The following is a 15,853-nucleotide window of genomic DNA, read 5'->3' as shown; positions in this document are numbered from 1 at the left end:
GTTGATTTATTCAATTTGCCCCCTTGTTATTTAATTTCTTTCTAAATTTTTCAATATCATATTTTTTGATATTTCCGTTGGGGTATATAACTACTGCACTTTTAATTCCCTTACCTCGATTCTGTTTGATAGTGTTTTTTAGCGCAATAAACATATCCCTATAACTATCAGGTTTGTTCTTTAGATGTAAAATAATCTCTGATGCACCTTGACTACTTGCCTCTTTAAATCCTGATTGAACAATGTTTTTGCCGTTGGTTTTTGTTGGTACTTTCACATCAACAAGTTCTTTGGTGTCTAAATTGAAGGCGTCAGGATTTTTACTACCATCTTCAATAACGGGAAGCATCCTATAACGATCACCCTTATTTGCTAATATTAGTAATGCCTCTTTGTTGTTTTTAAACTCGTGCGGATTTTGCTTGCCCGTAGTAAAAATTTCTAAAACACCTTTCCCTTTTACTTCTTTAGATTTTTCAAAACTATAATTCGCATACCTATCAGTTAACCCTATCAGTTAACCCTTTCTTTAAAACCTTTTCAACCTCTTTTGCGCCTACTACTTTCGAATAAGCATGATTAGGCGGGAATACCGTTTTTGTTTTACCAGGATTAAACTGAAATAGTTTGTTTTCTTTACCATTTTTACCAATAATAGTAGTCGCTTTATCCCCTTTAGCCATAGCTTCCACGCTATTACTTTTGGTGTTTTTGTTTGCCAATACTTCTATTACCTGGCATCTACAACGCCAGCCGTTAGGGGTGTAATAATAATCCCAAAAAGGGTCGTCCTTAGGGAGTGTTACATTGTGCAAAACCCTGTGACTATCCCTTACACGGTCATCACTAGCGGTACGATATTGCAAGTAATAGCGTTTAGTATCATCGCTAAACTGGTGCCAGTTTGAAGCACTTTGAGCGGAACTGGTGGCAAACAAGTATTCGGCTTCCAAATAATTCCGATTATAATTTTCGTTCAATTTAGTAACCAAACGCTCAAAGTCCTCATAACTTCTTACATCTCCTCTTTCATCCTTCAAATAACTACGTGCTTCGGATAATTGTGCGTGCGTTTTCAGACCGCTAAAAACAAAAACATCTTTATCCAAATAGTTCTTTAGTTCCGCAGGCACTTCATGGGTAATACCTTTTTGCAGAACACCTGCAGTAATTGTGGTCAACTCTTTATAAGCTTCTACTTCAAGACTATCATTTGGCTTGTACGTACCTTTTTCGTAAAGTGTTTTAAAAGCCTTTTGAGCTACTTTTAAAACCTTTTTAAAAGCATCATCATCTTGCAATGCCAATTGGTACGAATTGCAACTAGAGCAATTGCATTTCGTATATTGACGAATTAAAGATTGATGCATTGCCCCAAAATAGGCTTTGGGGCTTAGTCGAAAAAATCTAAATTCAGTTTTTGTGTGGTTTGATTGTCTCTTGAAAATCCCACCACATCAATCCCAAAGGTGTCTTTAATCCACTCAGGGTTTACATCGTACTTTTGAAGCGCATCTTTGGTACGTTGCCACAACACGTCTAAGTTTTTCGCTTTTGGGTAGCTAAATACTAGTGGTTTGCTTAAAACTCCTATGTTTATAAGCGCAGGGATAATGGTTGAGTTCCAGTATTGTTCTAGCAAACTCAAATCACTTTCCACAAGTGTTTGCAACATATCTTGCGAACTTTCATCCTTTGACCTGGATCCATTTTTAGTATCCTGACCTATGATAGCCCCTGAGATTAACAACGAATTTTCATTATTGCACAGCGTGATTAGATTATTATACACATCCCCATTAGTTGCTGTGGTTTGTGCAAACTCAAATTTTTCAGATTCATCAATGATAAACCAAGCCGCCGCACCCATATCGCGCATCATGCGTTCTGCACGACGTACCATGTTAGGGTCGTTTGTATTGGTTTTCATGTATCTTGGTGGAATGCCGTATATTTCGCACAATTCACTCCAGCAGGCTTGTGCAAACCGCTTAAACAATACGTGTGGCACGGCATGGTTGAGCAATCCTAAATCATTAGTATCGCCAAACTCTACAAGCCAAGTGCCGTACTCAGACATTAATCGGTAATTGTACCCTTTGTCTTCGGAATAATCTTTGTAAAATAATCCGTTTGCTGGATCCACATTTTGGCGGGGAATGAGTGAAGCGACTAAAACACCTTTGTCATTGTAATTAAATTCAACTAGCGAATGCCCATAGTAGCGCGTGTTTAAAATTTGCTTATTAATTTCATTTACCCAAATTTGATTCTGGAGTAAATTGGTTGCCTCTTCGTCTATTACCCCTTTTTCATCACTCAGGGTAAAGGCTTGTGCTAAACATTTGAGCATGCGATTTTCAATTTGCGACTTCAACAACGCATCGAGCATTATTTCATCGTACAAATTGTACAATTGCCATCGTTTTGGGGCTTCCGCTTTTCGTGCCATTGTTAAAGCACGATTCCAGCTTACAATGTCTTGACGGGTGCGTGCTACCGATTTTGGCGCAATACTTGTAGTAATTCGTGAATTAGTAGCAATTGCAGTAGGTTTATCCCCTTTTTTAGAAAATTGTGCGGTATGTTTTTTTCGTCTATCCATTAGTACTCATGGTTAAATTTTGGTTTTGAACCCATGCTAAAAGGTTGCTTTTCTATGGTGCTATCTTGTTGGGTTAATTGTGGTAAATCATCAAGGGTTATATTGCCTTTGGCTAGCTTATTAAGCCAAGTAATAGAACGATCGTAACGTTCCTTAGTTTGCTCGTAAATTATATCGGCATTACAAAGTTGTACGAGCCACCATTTGGCTACAGTTTTGGTTGTTTCTAAAATCATTGCATTTCTACTATCGCCTTGGGCAGAAAAAATAGCGTTCACGTCGTACACGATACGACCATCCATCCACTCCTTACGATTGTTACCTGTTAGGTAGCTTTTTACTTCAATAATTGCCGTTTGTATGGCTTGCTGTACAATGAAATCATTGTGCTGTGTAATTTGGTCAATCTGATAACCATACATGACACTCCCTAATTCTTCTTTGCTTAAAAACATATTTTAAAATTTATTGCTAACCCTAGAACCAAATGCATAAGTGCTTGTGGTTTTTCGAGTTCTTTTGGTTAAATAAGAAAAAGCACCATGCGTAGCATCGGGACCATCGTCATGGGCTTCACTTCCTTTTTCAAAGGCTAAAAACTGGTCAATTAACGTTTGAATGTCACTATCTGGAATGTCGTCCGAATTGAAAAAAACATTCTTCCGTTCAAAATGCCCGGACAAACTTTCCACACGGTCGTACTTGTCCGCTTTACTTCTTTTATCAGCTACTACAGGGATGTAATAGCCCCGTTTTTCGCCTTCAGCATCGAAGTCTGAAACGAATTCATCCATGGCAAAAAGTCCTTCAATCAAATAGCGAATGTTTAAATTATCAAACCCAAATCGTTCATACATATCGTACAACCATTTGGCAGCATGCGCCCGGCTTTTTTGTTGCAAATAAGCTAACAGGATGTGATATTCTTTGCCCTTCATTCCTGCCAAAACAAGTGCTTTATAATCGGCATTTACTTTATAGGATAAGTCACCATATAAACACAATGCCTCGTACTCTTTTAGTGGTAAGCCTTTTTTGTGCTGAATGTCTTCATACTTGAAGATCGCCCCATCCTCAATATGCACGTGCATATACTCCCGCATAAAGGAGCGGTAAGGCATTTTTTTAAACTTCTTCTTCCAATATAAAGCGGTTGTTTTTTCAGGCCATTCAGGTTCGAAGTCTTCCAAGTTCTTGACGGCACAAACAGTTAAAACTTCAAAGATTATATCGTTATCATAGTCTTCTTCATCTTCATCCACAGGAGCATTGATAACCTCTTTGAAATAAATTTTCAAACGGTTGGTAATACTGTTTTTGTTGAAGTTGTTGTTTGCATAAACAAATCGCTCGATGGCATCTTCATCGGTGTCGAAGCATCCCCAAATGTCTTCAGTAATAAAATCCACTGATTCCCGCATCATACGGTCATTGTTTACGTGTTTTTTGCTGTCCACGTCATCGACTACAATGTAGTCCGGGCGGTCTGCTTGTTCACGAGCTCCACGCGGATTTTGCCCAAAACCAATGGACATGAATCGAACCCCGTCCGCAGTAGTGAAATCACCATCCGCCCAATTACCCTGGCTAAACTTTTCGCCGTAGTCGTTTTTTATACGGTTATTAAATTGCAATTGCGCTTGTATGCCTGATAGTAATTTATTAGCCTTGGGTTCCGTTTCGCCAATAAGTAGCATGAACTTTAGTTCACCCTTTACCAGGTATAAAAACAACGGAATCCCCATGTCGATATGCACAGACTTTCCCGCCGAACGATACATTTCAGCAAGCAAACGTAAACGCTTGTTTTGAATGATTAGTTTCGCTAATTGTTTGTGAAACCAAGCTGATTTCTTTTTAGCATAATTCGGGAAGTAATATTCAAACCACCTAACATAATCACCTTCTAAATGCTTAATTCTATCAGCTTTCTCTTTTGCCGTTTCATGTATATTGATGGAAGTAGCTTGATCTATTCTAAGGCAGTGCTTATCGTAGTCCTGTACTAATTTGCTATACTTTTTATTTTCTGTACTCATTAGCTTTCTAGGCTTATCCTATGCAATAAAAATTGTTTGTGAAACCCTGTGCATTTGCTGGCAAACTGAGGATCTATTTGTGAAATGAATAGGTCTAAATCTTTCAAAATTTTATGCACTACTATTGGATCAGCGGTTTTGTCCAGTTTGTCAACGGCAGACATTAGTTTAGAGATAGAATCGGCGTGCAACTTGGGAGGTTCGCCACTTGCCACAAGTAACAACTCTTGTTGCAGGAGTTGCTTAATTTTTGTGGGTGAGGCGTGGAAGTTAAAACGTTTTTCATCCCAATCATATTTATTTACCCACGCACTCACGGTGGGTTGAAGCACGCCAAAAAGGTCGGCGACTTCCTTTTGAGTAGCCTCAAAATTTTCTATGTAATACGCTTCTGCTTTTTGCCTGATTGCATCTTTTGAACGTGCCATTTTTATACTGTTTTATAGGCAAAATTCAAACTAAAAAAGCAAAAATTTACGAAGCTGTAAAGCGACTAAAAGCACATAAAAAGCCAGTATTTATAAGTGTTTAGCTGTTTGTACTTTCTTTTTTTTCAGGACAAAACCACCCCAAATTTGCATCAACAAAACACAAAAAAATGCCAAAGCCAAAACCTTTTATTTTCAATGACGAGAATACAGAAAACCACCACGGTTTTTTCATTGCTACTAACGGAATTTCATTAGCTAGATTTAATGATAATCCCGTGATGTTAAGCAATCATATTAACGCTAATGAAAGTGTGTTAGGGCATTGGGAAGGAATGTACACAGAAAACGGAATGCTTTTAGGGTTCCCTGTATTCGACATCGAAGATGAGGAAGTACAAAAAATAGTAGGCAAAGTACAAAGAGGACACATCAAAGGCTGTTCGATGGGGATTTTATTTCACCCAGAAGACTTGAGCTATATAGGAGGGAAAGTGGTGTTAACAAAATGTGAGTTAACCGAGGTTTCCATTGTGGCTGTCCCTTCTAACAAAGCATCGGTTCAATTGTACAAATCCGATAATGAAGCGTATACTGATGATGAAATTCAATCGCTATGCTTATCCCTCAAAACAAATGAATTTGAAATTATAGATATGAAAAAAATCACTTTATCATTAGCCGTATTGACGGCATTAAAATTCGATAAAAACACCCCTGAGGTAGATGTCGATGCGGTGGAACAAGCCGTTTTAGCTTTACAAACAGAAAACACCAATTTGAAAGCTAAAAATTTAAGCCTTGAAGCCAAATTTGAAGCTGAACAAGAAACAAAAATTACAGAATTAGTTGAGTTGTCTATCAAAGAAGGGCGAATTCCAGCAACCAAAAAAGAAGACTTCATCAACTTAGCCAAAGCCGACTTCAATTTGGCAAAATCTACTTTGGAATCAATCCCAACAAAAGCCAATTTATCTGCTTCGGTTACTCCTCCAGCAAATTCAGGTAGTGTAACTACCAAAGAAGCTTTTTTAAAGCTTAGTCAGACTGAACAATTAAAGTTCAAGGACGAAAACCCAGACGAGTACAAAAAATTATTCACTAAAAACAAGTAAAACTTATGCCAGCAAATTTCCCTGAAGTATGGGTAGATCGAGTTAGAGAAAACCTTGACAATTCAGATCAGGCACCTTGGTTAGAAGGTGTGCCAGAACTTGACGCCGATGTTTCGCAATTTGGCGAAAACACAGCAACGGAATCAAATGTAATTCATATCGCAACAACTGATTTTGATGTTGATATTTTGATAAACAACACGACTTATCCGATTCCTGTACAACAGTATGAAGATGGTACTTTGAGTTTTTCATTAGATAAATATCAAACAAAGGTTATAACGGTATCAGACGACCAAATTATGGGAGCCAGTTACGATAAAATCGACACCGTAACAAAAAAAGGAGTTAAAGGAATTACATCTTCTAAATATTCGAAGGCAATTCACTCGATTGCACCACAAGTAAACACTACAAAAACGCCTATTTTTTCGGCTACTGGTGGTGGTGGAGCAACTCCGTTAACGGACCCAACTGGACGTTTACGATTAGTCTATGAAGATTTAGTAGCATTTAAGGATTTATGTGATAAAGCTGGAATCCCTGAAGAGGACAGACGCTTAGTGTTGTGCAACAATCACTGGAATGATTTACTAATGGATCGTAAAAATTTTGGAAATCAGTTAGTGGACTATGTAAAAGGAGAACCTGCACCAGTAATCTTAGGGTTTGAAATATTCCAATATTCAAAAATGCCAAGATATGATGTGTCTGGAGCTAAAAAACCTTATTCATCTATTCCTGCTGGAACTGACAAAATAGCATCGGTAGCGTTCTATAAATACGGCATTGCTAAAAAAACAGGTTTAACGAAGCAATATTTTGTTAAGGCTGAGAATAATCCAAGTGGTCAAACCAATGACTTGGCTTACCGTCATTATTTCTTAGCAACTCCATTTAAAAAAGAATTAATTGGAGCAATCATTTAAAAAATAAATCAAATAAATCAAATGCCGTGCATCATTTCGGTACGGCATTTTTATAAAGAAATGGAAAAAGTCATTTACACAATTTTTGTAGCCTTTTCAACAGGCTTTATAGGTTGGCTTTTCGGACGAAAAAAAGAGAATGTTCAAGTTAAGTCCATGGATATTGACAATGAAGTAAAATCAGCTTCATTCTATCAAAATTTACTTGATGATGCTGCTAAACGATTAAATGATGCAATAAAAGCGATAGAAGAAAGGGACAAAAGAATTCGTGAACGTGACGAAAAGATTGAAATATTAATCGCTGAAATCGAAAAACGAGACAAAATCATTCGTGAACGCGATGAAAAAACAGAGCAACTCATCGACGAAATTGAAAAACTCACAGAACAACTAAGAAAATATAAACAGTTAAACGGGAAGTCATGACACTAGCGCAATCCTCTTTAGAAGTGGCCACAAGGCAAATCGGAGTAACAGAGATTCCCAAGGGCAGTAATGCGGGTCCCGAGGTAGAAATCTATTTAAAAAGTGTAGGACTTACAAAAGGGTATTCCTGGTGCATGGCATTCGTTTATTGGTGTGTTTTGGAAGCTTCCAAAAAAGCAGGCATTCCAAACCCTTTAAAGAAAACGGCTGGAGTACTAGACCAGTGGAATAGTAAACCTGAACTAAGACAAACTAAACCTAAAGCAGGTTATGTGTTTATCATGGATTTTGGCAAAGGTTTAGGACACACGGGATTTGTGGAAAAAGTACTGCCTAATGGAAAAATACAAACTATTGAAGGGAACACAAACGCAGACGGTAGCCGTGAAGGTTACGCAGTTTGCAGACGAACAAGAAACATAGCCGACATTAAAGGCTATTTGAAAATTTAAAAACCTTTTAAAACACTTTTAAAAATGCCTGACGAAATTCCACCAGTTCTTAAGGAGGTTTTAGATACCGCCGCACAAGAATATTCAAAAAGTCCTGCGACTACCAATGCTGGTCGTGTACTTCGATTTATCGCACGATTTATAAGTGTTGATACGGTCATTAAGTTATTTGCTCATAAATTATCTAATTCATAATACGAAAAATCATGCAAGATATAGTAAACAAAATTTTTGACGAAAATCCAAAGTTGGATGAAATTTTCACAACCTCAGACGGCAACGCTTTCTATTTGATAGGTGATGCAAAAAATCACGCTAAATCTTTGGAAGATGACAAAGTGAAAAAGCATTTGCGTAATAATTCTTTTCAAAAGAAAGTAAATGATACAGCAAAGGAAATCAAACCTGCTAAAGCTGAAAAACAAGAAAAGGCAAAGCAAGAAACTGTGAAACATGAACAAAAAGACATTCAAGCAACTGACGAAAAACAGCTAACCACTTCGCCTGAGTTATTTGAAGGAGCTGAAACTACTGGAAGTACAGAGAAAAAAGAAGGTACTGAGGGAAAAGAAGAGGCTAAAACGGAATCTGACAACAAAAATAAAAAGTAATGAACGGGATTAAGTTTATTCGACAAAATGGAGGTTTAGCTCGTAAAATTGCGGGCGATGACCATGTTTCGGGACTTATTGTTTATGGAGATGTTGCTTTTAAAAAAAATGTATTGTTGTCAATAGACGAACTCCCATCGCTAGGAGTTACCGAAACCAGTCACCCAGTATTACATTATCATGTGAGTGAATTCTACCGAATGAGTCCAGGAGCGAAACTATATATTCAAAGTGTAGCCGTTTCGGACGGAAATTATTCGGAAGTAAAAGTGCTTCAAAACTTTGCTGAAGGGAGCATCAAGCAATTAGCGATTTGCGACTACAAATCGTCAGTTTCGCAACTTACAAATGCCATTACAACTTTGAATGCTTTAGCAGTTGCTATTGCAAGCAATAATACACCGTTAAGTATTTTGCTTTCCATGAAAGTTGCAACTGCAGATATGTTAACATTACCCAATTTACACTTGCTTAAATGCGATCGTGTTTCGGTGGTATTAGGTCAAGATGCAGGCGGTCGTGGTAGCTATTTGAAAACGCTACAACCTTCACACTCTTTTATTGGTACAGTTCTCGGAGCATTAGCATCAGCCAATGTACACGAATCTATTGAATGGGTTGAAAAATTCAACATGGTAACTACAGCATATCCCAAACAATTAACGGGTGGTAGCGTATTAGCGCGTGAAATGGATATAGTTGGATTTTGCGATGGTAGTTTAGCAAGAGATTACACCCAATCGCAAATTGCGAGCTTGCACGATAAAGGCTACATCTTCGGGATTAAGCACGTAGGAACTACTGGTACTTATTTTAATTCAAGTGCTACGGCAGGAGATATTGAAAGTGACTTTTTGTATATCGAAAACAACCGCACGATTGACAAAGCTATTCGCCAAATTAATAAAAAGTTACTTCCTAAACTTTCGGGACCTGCTTACATTGATGCGGATTCTGGATTTTTAAGAGCGGAAACCGTTAGCGGTTTAGAAGCATTGGCCGCTGAACCTTTAGACCAAATGATGCGTGATGCTGAATTGAGTGGTTATAGTGTAACTATTGACCCGACACAACAAGTTTTGCGTACTTCAAAATTAGAAGTACTAGTAAAACTTATCCCTGTTGGGGTGTTGAGAAATATAGAAGTTAAAATAGGTTTAACCTTAAAAAAATAAAAAATGGGATTAGACATCACTCCATTAATTAACGGGAGAGAATACGGCTGGGCAGATTTAGCGGTGACTATTGCGGGGGTACCTGTTATGGGAATTACCGCAATAAAATACGAAGAGGAACAAGAAAAGGATAACATTTATGGAGCGGGCAGACATCAACTTTCGGGACCTGCTTACATTGATGCGGATTCTGGATTTTTAAGAGCGGAAACCGTTAGCGGTTTAGAAGCATTGGCCGCTGAACCTTTAGACCAAATGATGCGTGATGCTGAATTGAGTGGTTATAGTGTAACTATTGACCCGACACAACAAGTTTTGCGTACTTCAAAATTAGAAGTACTAGTAAAACTTATCCCTGTTGGGGTGTTGAGAAATATAGAAGTTAAAATAGGTTTAACCTTAAAAAAATAAAAAATGGGATTAGACATCACTCCATTAATTAACGGGAGAGAATACGGCTGGGCAGATTTAGCGGTGACTATTGCGGGGGTACCTGTTATGGGAATTACCGCAATAAAATACGAAGAGGAACAAGAAAAGGATAACATTTATGGAGCGGGCAGACATCCTGTAAGTCGTGGCTATGGTCGTGTGAAAACTACAGCTTCAGTTACATTACTTTCAGGGACGGTTATGGGATTGAAAGCTGGAGCACCAAATAATCAGTTACATAAAATCGCCCCTTTTACCATTACTGTTTGCTATCAGCCAGACGGTGGTGCACTCGTAACGCATTTACTAAAAAATTGCGAATTCAAAAAAACACCTTTCGACTGGAAGGAAGGAGATTTGAGTAAGCCAATTGAATTGGAACTTATTCTGTCTCACATCGAACAAAAATCAGTTTAGTAACCTTTTTAAAATCATTTTAAAATGAATCAAAATATTTGCGGTTTAACGGATAACGAAATCCTAGAACTAAAACAGAAACACGATTTTTTAATTGTAGGGACTGTAAGACAGGGAGAACAAGAGTACAATGCTATTTTTAAGGAACCCAACTTCAAAACTTTAGAAGCAACGGGCTCAATTGGTGAAAAAAACGCCATCAAAGGAACGATAGCTTTATATGACAATTGTGTTGTTGTTGCTGATGAAGCCATTGCAGTTAGAGACTTCTTAAAGTTGAAAGCAGTAGAGAGCTTGGCGCAACACATGAATTCATTTTCGGTTAGCGTAAAAAACTTGTAAGCTCTCTCACGGGAGAGCAACAAGTTGAAAATCCTGAATTAGAGCGAATGAAAGGCGATGCCTTAATTCGCGCTAATTTCAATGTGAATCCTGAAATAATACCAATAAGTGAGTGGGCTAAGTTGTATGCACAAGCGCAATGGCTAGAACAATGGCGTTTGAAAAATCAAGCGGAATTGTATAAGGAGATGTTTGGCTAATTTATTTTTTATTAAGTGCAATTAGAAAAGGTATCCAAAGCCAAAGTCCAACTACTATACCGAAAACTAAGGGATTAATAAAAAATGAAACAATAAGACTTAAAAAAAAGAAATAGCCAAGTTTAGTTAGTTTATAGTTACGCATATCTAAATTTTTATTCAAATATAATAAAAAATGAGTTCAGTACTTCCTTTTAACCTTCAATTTTCAACTAATGCAACTAGTGTTATTGGTGGAATAAACAATAGTTTAAATGAAGTACAGAATGCTAGTAATAATACAACTAAAAGCTTAGGAGATTGTTACAAAAGTTTACTTTCCTTTAGTCTGGCCTTTGAAGGAATAAACCAGATAAAAGATGGTTTAAATGAATTGTTAAAGCCAGGCATTACACTTAACTCCCAAATGTCGGAATTAAGTGCGATAACTAACGTTACTGGCGATGCACTCGACCGTATAGAAAGCGCAGCAAGAAGCACAGCGAAGACTTTTGGAACTGACGCTTCGGCAAACGTTGAATCGTATAAACTAATTCTTTCACAGCTTGATCCAGCCATTGCTAAAAATGCTGAAGCAATGAAAATGATGGGTAACAATGTAAACGTGTTGTCCAAATCAATGGGCGGTGATACGGTAGCGGCGACAAACGTTCTAACAACGGCAATGAACCAATTCGGGGTGAGTACCGAAAACCCAATAGCCGCTGCTAAAGTTATGGCAGATATGATGAACGTCATGGCGGCTGGTGCACAGGTAGGTTCTGCAGAACTGCCACAAATACAGTCGGCGTTAGAACAAGTCGGAATGGTTGCTAAAACAACAGGATTAAGTTTTGTGGAAACCAATGCCCAAATTCAGCTCTTAGATAAGTCAGGAAAAAAAGGCGCTGAAGGAGGTGTAGCCTTACGAAATGTTTTGACCACTTTATCTGAAGGGAGATTCGCAAGCAAAGATGCAACGGAAGGATTGAAACAATTGGGTATTAGTACAGTAACATTAGCCGATGCGAGTATTCCGTTAACCGACCGTTTACGTATGCTTCGCCCTGTTATGAATGATACTGCCTTGATGACTAAAGTTTTCGGTAAAGAAAACATGGCGGCGGGTATTGCAATGATTAAAGGAGCTGATCAAGCGGATGTATTAGCGAAACAAATTACAAATACAAATTCGGCAGTTGACCAGGCTAATGTGGTAATGGGTAGTTACCAGGAACAAATGAATCGTTGGAAAGCTAAAATTGAAGATTTGAAAATTAGTTTTTTCAATCTAACCGAGTCCATTATGCCTTATACACAACAAGCTTTTAATGCAATTTCGGTAATGGGACAAATGGCAGTTTCTCTAAATGCGTTGAGTTCCGTTACAGGTGCATTTAAAACGCATATATGGGGAAAAATTTTCGCAACAAATGCCGATACCGTAGCCACTAATACTAATACCGTAAGCATGGGTATTGGTGGACGCATTGCACACTGGTACCGTGAAAAAATCATGAGTATTAATGCACAAATGACCATTGGGGCAATTGCTTCACGTATTTATAGTAGTGCCACTAACTCGGTTCGTAATGCTATGCTTGGAGCTACAGGGGGGGTACGAGCTTTTTCGGCTGCAATTATGAGTATCCCAGTAATTGGGTGGATTATCGCCGCCGTGATGGTAGTAATAGTAATTGTCAAATTATTGTGGGATCATTCCAAGCGTTTTAGAGAAATCTTATTTGGAATTTGGGAAGCGGCTAAAGCAGTTTTTCACAATATAGGTGTGGTGATTGGTCGAGTTTGGCAGTTTGTCAAACCAATATTCTTAGCGCATTGGGAAGTAATTAAAATGGTCTTTGGAAAAATATGGGATTTCATCAAATGGGTTTTCAACGGTATTGTATCAGCTGTTAAGTGGGTTTTTCAAGCTACAATTTCAGTATTTGACAACATAAAAAATACAGCGATACAGGCTTTTCAAGGTTTTAAAAAAGCATTTTCTTTTTTCATTCAATTGATTGATGAATGGCTTTTACAACCTTTAAAAAATGCTTTTGGATGTGTTTGGGATTGGATTGTAAGTTTATTTGAGAAAATTATGGCTAAACTTTCTAAAGTTTTTGCACCTGTTAAGAAGTTATTGAAATCACTTTTCTCAACTGAAGGTATGACCGATGTAACAGTAGCCTATAAACAAGGTGAAAAAAAAGGAGCTAAAAGCTACGACGAAGATCATCCAAAAGCCAAGAAAAAAGCAAAAGCAAAAAAGAATGCTCCATCGATGGATGTAGCTGGCATTTTTGACGTGACCAAAGGCGGAATCCCGAAAACAAAAACCATAGGTTCTGACTCAGCTAAAACCGTAAAAGAGAAAAACGATGCTAAAGGGTCAAGCGGTAAAACCGTTGGTAATTTAAACATTACCAAATTGGTCGAAAGCATAAATATTTACAATCAAAATGGTATGGCAATGGACAAACAAGCTATTGTAAATGCCATAAAAGAAGCTTTGTTAACAGGTGTAGCCGATTATAGTTTAGGATTAGAAAGTTAAAAAATAATGGAAAGCCCAATACAATTTCAATTTCCCGATGCTGAACAATTTGCAAAGGGAGCAGCGCAAAACCTACTTTTTAGAATAGTACGAAAAAGAGATAAGTTTTTACAGGTTGATGGTGAAAATGCCATTCCACGATTTGAATCGATAAAAGAACTAGAAGGCGTTCCTTTTCTTACTTCTGTAGCCTTGCGTTACAAAGGGTTGAAAGATATTGAAATAGTGGAATGTATTATGACCATTAACCAGGAGCGAAATATTGTCACCACTCCATTGCAAGGAAGGGATGGAACAATTAAAGAATATATATCCGATGGGGATTATTCAATAACACTTGAAGCAGGTATCAATAATTATAAAGAAGATGGCGAAAATGTATCGGCTAGTTACGATTATCCTAAAAGCAAAGTCGAGGATTTGTGTAGAATGCTTGAGGTTAAAGATGCCTTACAAATCCAAAGTGATTTTTTAGACATATTTAATATCAAGTCGGTTGTGGTAAAAAATTACAATCTAATCCAGGAGACACACAGTAACCGTCAAGGGATCAGTATTTCATTATTATCTGATGCGCCGTATCAAATTAAGCTAAAGCAAGACGATGTTAAGGCTAAGTAGTGAAATAACCATTCAAGGCGATGCTACTTGGGTTTTTTATGCGGTACACACCGTAAAAATTATTGAAGATATAGGCACGCTTACTGACACTTGTGAAATAGAATTACCAAAAAAGATTGTTTGGGAATCGAAAGAAAAAGGAATTGTACCCATAAAACGAGGTGATGCAATTACGGTAAAACTAGGTTATGATAATGAATTAGACATTCGATTTACAGGCTTTATCCGATCAGTAGATGCTAAAAGCCCCGTTCGGATAAAATGTGAAGATGGGATGTTTTTACTCAAGCAAAAAAAAGCAGAACCAAAAGCTTTTAAAAAAGCAAACCTTAATGATGTTATCGTTCATTTACTTAATGGTACAACAATCAGTTATCAGCTGATTGAAAATATTGCTTTAGGCAGTTACAGAATTACTAAACCAACCATTGCTGAAGCCTTACAAGAGTTGAAAGAAAAGCACATGCTTCAAAGTTACTTTAGAGTGATAGATGGAAAAAGTGTATTGTATATCGGGTTGGCATATCCTACCGATGGGAAACAAAGAATTTATTTCAAGCACGGTAAAAATATCATATCCGAAAGCTTTGAGTATCGAGATGTAAACGAAATAAGAGCCAAAGTAGAAGCAACAAGTTTTGGGGCAAAACATAAAAAAACCTATGTCGAGGTAGGCGACACCGATGGGGATGTTATAAAAATACGCATCGATGGATTGACCGAAGCAGAATTAAAAAAATATGCGAACCAAGCTTTAGAACGCTATAAACAAAGTGGCTTCAAAGGAAGCTTTGAAACTTTTGGACAACCTATGGTAAGAAAATGCGACGAAGTGGAAATTTTTGCCAGTGATGGTAATAGCGGAACTTACTTGGTAAAAAAAAATGAAATTGATTTTGGAGTAAATGGTTTTAGACAAAAAATAGAACTCGGGCAACCTTTAAATATCAACTTAAAATGAAAGAAATCTTTCAAAAATTAGCAAAAACCGACGATGAAGTATATGCAAAAGTGGGTACTGTTATAGCTATAGACCAAGAAACAAAAACGTGTGATGTGCAACCGTTAGATGGTTCGGCAACAATAATAGACGTCTATCTGCAGGCAGATAGCGACAACGGTGGATTGCTGATTATGCCAAAACTAGAAAGTTTGGTGTGTGTTGTTTTCATCAATAAGGAAACGGCTATACTAGCTAATACGGGTGAGATTGATTTGCTAAGTATTCAAATAAAAAACACCGTTTTAGAGGTTTTAAATGATAAAATGAGTTTTAAGCAAAATCAAACCATTTTAGAAATTAATAACGAGGGTTTTAGTTTGAAAAAAGAGAATGAAACGCTCAAAGCATTAATGAGCGATTTGCTCAAAGCATTACAAGCTCAAACCTATACTGTTAGTACAACAGGAGGACCCACGGCACAAACGGGATCGACAACATTATTAAACAATTTAGATGATTTTGTAAAAATTGAAGCTCGATTTAATGCTTTTTTAAAATGATTTTAAAACCAATTTA

At 37.4% G+C, this 15,853-nt stretch carries 21 protein-coding genes; 15 read left to right on the top strand and 6 right to left on the bottom strand.

All coding sequences use genetic code 11. From position 1 onward, the window contains the following. Positions 1 to 10: 10 nt before the first annotated feature. From ACUXZJ_RS11950 to ACUXZJ_RS11925, 6 genes are all read right to left on the bottom strand, one after another. On the bottom strand, positions 11 to 349 hold the full coding sequence (locus tag ACUXZJ_RS11950; RefSeq protein WP_089047012.1) for a CdiA C-terminal domain-containing protein: 339 nt from the start codon (positions 347 to 349) through the stop codon (positions 11 to 13). A 151-nt stretch (positions 350 to 500) separates the two neighbouring features. After that, positions 501 to 1,307 carry a phage head morphogenesis protein gene (locus ACUXZJ_RS11945; RefSeq protein ID WP_446195092.1) on the bottom strand — a complete coding sequence of 269 codons (807 nt, stop codon included), beginning with the start codon at positions 1,305 to 1,307 and terminating at the stop codon, positions 501 to 503. Between the two features lie 86 nt (positions 1,308 to 1,393). Next, positions 1,394 to 2,605, bottom strand: a complete 1,212-nt coding sequence (locus tag ACUXZJ_RS11940; RefSeq protein ID WP_089047010.1) for a phage portal protein family protein — start codon at positions 2,603 to 2,605, stop codon at positions 1,394 to 1,396. Beyond that, entirely contained in the window at positions 2,605 to 3,060 is a 456-nt protein-coding gene (locus tag ACUXZJ_RS11935; RefSeq protein ID WP_089047009.1) for a phage protein Gp36 family protein, read from the bottom strand. Before ACUXZJ_RS11935 ends, ACUXZJ_RS11940 begins: the two co-directional genes overlap by 1 nt. A 3-nt stretch (positions 3,061 to 3,063) precedes the next feature. Continuing rightward, positions 3,064 to 4,644, bottom strand: a complete 1,581-nt coding sequence (terL, locus tag ACUXZJ_RS11930; RefSeq protein ID WP_089047008.1) for a phage terminase large subunit — start codon at positions 4,642 to 4,644, stop codon at positions 3,064 to 3,066. Then, entirely contained in the window at positions 4,644 to 5,072 is a 429-nt protein-coding gene (locus ACUXZJ_RS11925; protein WP_089047007.1) for a terminase gpP N-terminus-related DNA-binding protein, read from the bottom strand. The genes terL and ACUXZJ_RS11925 overlap by 1 nt, the downstream gene beginning before the upstream one ends. A gap of 170 nt (positions 5,073 to 5,242) precedes the next feature. Between ACUXZJ_RS11925 and ACUXZJ_RS11920 the strand changes: the two genes are divergently transcribed. The 15 genes from ACUXZJ_RS11920 (at position 5,243) to ACUXZJ_RS11850 (ending at position 15,837) form a co-directional block, all read left to right on the top strand. Next, positions 5,243 to 6,187, top strand: coding sequence for an HK97 family phage prohead protease (locus tag ACUXZJ_RS11920; RefSeq protein ID WP_444647718.1), 945 nt, complete (start codon positions 5,243 to 5,245; stop codon positions 6,185 to 6,187). A 5-nt stretch (positions 6,188 to 6,192) separates the two neighbouring features. Beyond that, the gene (locus ACUXZJ_RS11915; protein ID WP_103714949.1) at positions 6,193 to 7,116 is read left to right on the top strand and encodes a hypothetical protein; all 924 of its coding nucleotides are present in this window, start codon (positions 6,193 to 6,195) and stop codon (positions 7,114 to 7,116) included. A 60-nt stretch (positions 7,117 to 7,176) separates the two neighbouring features. Continuing rightward, the gene (locus ACUXZJ_RS11910) at positions 7,177 to 7,545 is read left to right on the top strand and encodes a hypothetical protein (protein ID WP_089047004.1); all 369 of its coding nucleotides are present in this window, start codon (positions 7,177 to 7,179) and stop codon (positions 7,543 to 7,545) included. Next, entirely contained in the window at positions 7,542 to 7,997 is a 456-nt protein-coding gene (locus ACUXZJ_RS11905) for a CHAP domain-containing protein (protein ID WP_089047003.1), read from the top strand. Before ACUXZJ_RS11910 ends, ACUXZJ_RS11905 begins: the two co-directional genes overlap by 4 nt. Positions 7,998 to 8,021: 24 nt before the next feature. Beyond that, positions 8,022 to 8,192, top strand: a complete 171-nt coding sequence (locus tag ACUXZJ_RS11900) for a hypothetical protein (RefSeq protein ID WP_318257257.1) — start codon at positions 8,022 to 8,024, stop codon at positions 8,190 to 8,192. 11 nt (positions 8,193 to 8,203) lie between these two features. Further along, positions 8,204 to 8,608: a hypothetical protein gene (locus ACUXZJ_RS11895; RefSeq protein ID WP_089047002.1), complete on the top strand. Its 405-nt coding sequence runs from the start codon at positions 8,204 to 8,206 to the stop codon at positions 8,606 to 8,608. Beyond that, entirely contained in the window at positions 8,608 to 9,783 is a 1,176-nt protein-coding gene (locus ACUXZJ_RS11890) for a DUF2586 family protein (RefSeq protein WP_446195087.1), read from the top strand. Before ACUXZJ_RS11895 ends, ACUXZJ_RS11890 begins: the two co-directional genes overlap by 1 nt. Positions 9,784 to 9,786: 3 nt before the next feature. Then, positions 9,787 to 10,194, top strand: coding sequence for a DUF2586 family protein (locus ACUXZJ_RS11885; RefSeq protein ID WP_446195085.1), 408 nt, complete (start codon positions 9,787 to 9,789; stop codon positions 10,192 to 10,194). A gap of 3 nt (positions 10,195 to 10,197) precedes the next feature. Next, positions 10,198 to 10,632: a hypothetical protein gene (locus tag ACUXZJ_RS11880; RefSeq protein ID WP_089047000.1), complete on the top strand. Its 435-nt coding sequence runs from the start codon at positions 10,198 to 10,200 to the stop codon at positions 10,630 to 10,632. 24 nt (positions 10,633 to 10,656) lie between these two features. Further along, complete coding sequence (locus ACUXZJ_RS11875; RefSeq protein WP_446195083.1) at positions 10,657 to 10,974, top strand: hypothetical protein; 318 nt, start codon at positions 10,657 to 10,659, stop codon at positions 10,972 to 10,974. A gap of 47 nt (positions 10,975 to 11,021) precedes the next feature. Then, positions 11,022 to 11,174 (top strand): hypothetical protein, encoded by a 153-nt coding sequence (locus ACUXZJ_RS11870; RefSeq protein WP_165782030.1) that lies wholly within the window; start codon positions 11,022 to 11,024, stop codon positions 11,172 to 11,174. Between the two features lie 175 nt (positions 11,175 to 11,349). Next, a complete protein-coding gene (locus ACUXZJ_RS11865; protein WP_446195081.1) occupies positions 11,350 to 13,713 on the top strand; it encodes a phage tail tape measure protein in 2,364 nt (787 codons plus the stop codon). Positions 13,714 to 13,719: 6 nt separating this feature from the next. Further along, a complete protein-coding gene (locus ACUXZJ_RS11860) occupies positions 13,720 to 14,334 on the top strand; it encodes a DUF6046 domain-containing protein (protein ID WP_089047043.1) in 615 nt (204 codons plus the stop codon). Beyond that, on the top strand, positions 14,318 to 15,295 hold the full coding sequence (locus ACUXZJ_RS11855) for a hypothetical protein (protein ID WP_089047042.1): 978 nt from the start codon (positions 14,318 to 14,320) through the stop codon (positions 15,293 to 15,295). The genes ACUXZJ_RS11860 and ACUXZJ_RS11855 overlap by 17 nt, the downstream gene beginning before the upstream one ends. After that, positions 15,292 to 15,837: a hypothetical protein gene (locus ACUXZJ_RS11850; RefSeq protein WP_444647716.1), complete on the top strand. Its 546-nt coding sequence runs from the start codon at positions 15,292 to 15,294 to the stop codon at positions 15,835 to 15,837. Before ACUXZJ_RS11855 ends, ACUXZJ_RS11850 begins: the two co-directional genes overlap by 4 nt. The last annotated feature ends 16 nt before the right edge of the window (positions 15,838 to 15,853 follow it).

The sequence above is a fragment of the Flavobacterium sp. TN-1 genome, from assembly GCF_052828645.1.
Note: the sequence above shows the minus strand (reverse complement) of the source record. Positions and strands in the feature narration are given on the sequence as shown.

Coding starts and splice junctions, on each gene's coding strand:
- ACUXZJ_RS11950 (WP_089047012.1), bottom strand. CDS start 349: ATGCTTCCCGTTATTGAAGATGGTAGTAAAAATCCTGACGCCTTCAAT.
- ACUXZJ_RS11940 (WP_089047010.1), bottom strand. CDS start 2,605: ATGGATAGACGAAAAAAACATACCGCACAATTTTCTAAAAAAGGGGAT.
- ACUXZJ_RS11935 (WP_089047009.1), bottom strand. CDS start 3,060: ATGTTTTTAAGCAAAGAAGAATTAGGGAGTGTCATGTATGGTTATCAG.
- terL (WP_089047008.1), bottom strand. CDS start 4,644: ATGAGTACAGAAAATAAAAAGTATAGCAAATTAGTACAGGACTACGAT.
- ACUXZJ_RS11925 (WP_089047007.1), bottom strand. CDS start 5,072: ATGGCACGTTCAAAAGATGCAATCAGGCAAAAAGCAGAAGCGTATTAC.
- ACUXZJ_RS11920 (WP_444647718.1), top strand. CDS start 5,243: ATGCCAAAGCCAAAACCTTTTATTTTCAATGACGAGAATACAGAAAAC.
- ACUXZJ_RS11915 (WP_103714949.1), top strand. CDS start 6,193: ATGCCAGCAAATTTCCCTGAAGTATGGGTAGATCGAGTTAGAGAAAAC.
- ACUXZJ_RS11910 (WP_089047004.1), top strand. CDS start 7,177: ATGGAAAAAGTCATTTACACAATTTTTGTAGCCTTTTCAACAGGCTTT.
- ACUXZJ_RS11905 (WP_089047003.1), top strand. CDS start 7,542: ATGACACTAGCGCAATCCTCTTTAGAAGTGGCCACAAGGCAAATCGGA.
- ACUXZJ_RS11900 (WP_318257257.1), top strand. CDS start 8,022: ATGCCTGACGAAATTCCACCAGTTCTTAAGGAGGTTTTAGATACCGCC.
- ACUXZJ_RS11895 (WP_089047002.1), top strand. CDS start 8,204: ATGCAAGATATAGTAAACAAAATTTTTGACGAAAATCCAAAGTTGGAT.
- ACUXZJ_RS11890 (WP_446195087.1), top strand. CDS start 8,608: ATGAACGGGATTAAGTTTATTCGACAAAATGGAGGTTTAGCTCGTAAA.
- ACUXZJ_RS11885 (WP_446195085.1), top strand. CDS start 9,787: ATGGGATTAGACATCACTCCATTAATTAACGGGAGAGAATACGGCTGG.
- ACUXZJ_RS11880 (WP_089047000.1), top strand. CDS start 10,198: ATGGGATTAGACATCACTCCATTAATTAACGGGAGAGAATACGGCTGG.
- ACUXZJ_RS11875 (WP_446195083.1), top strand. CDS start 10,657: ATGAATCAAAATATTTGCGGTTTAACGGATAACGAAATCCTAGAACTA.
- ACUXZJ_RS11870 (WP_165782030.1), top strand. CDS start 11,022: ATGAAAGGCGATGCCTTAATTCGCGCTAATTTCAATGTGAATCCTGAA.
- ACUXZJ_RS11865 (WP_446195081.1), top strand. CDS start 11,350: ATGAGTTCAGTACTTCCTTTTAACCTTCAATTTTCAACTAATGCAACT.
- ACUXZJ_RS11860 (WP_089047043.1), top strand. CDS start 13,720: ATGGAAAGCCCAATACAATTTCAATTTCCCGATGCTGAACAATTTGCA.
- ACUXZJ_RS11855 (WP_089047042.1), top strand. CDS start 14,318: ATGTTAAGGCTAAGTAGTGAAATAACCATTCAAGGCGATGCTACTTGG.
- ACUXZJ_RS11850 (WP_444647716.1), top strand. CDS start 15,292: ATGAAAGAAATCTTTCAAAAATTAGCAAAAACCGACGATGAAGTATAT.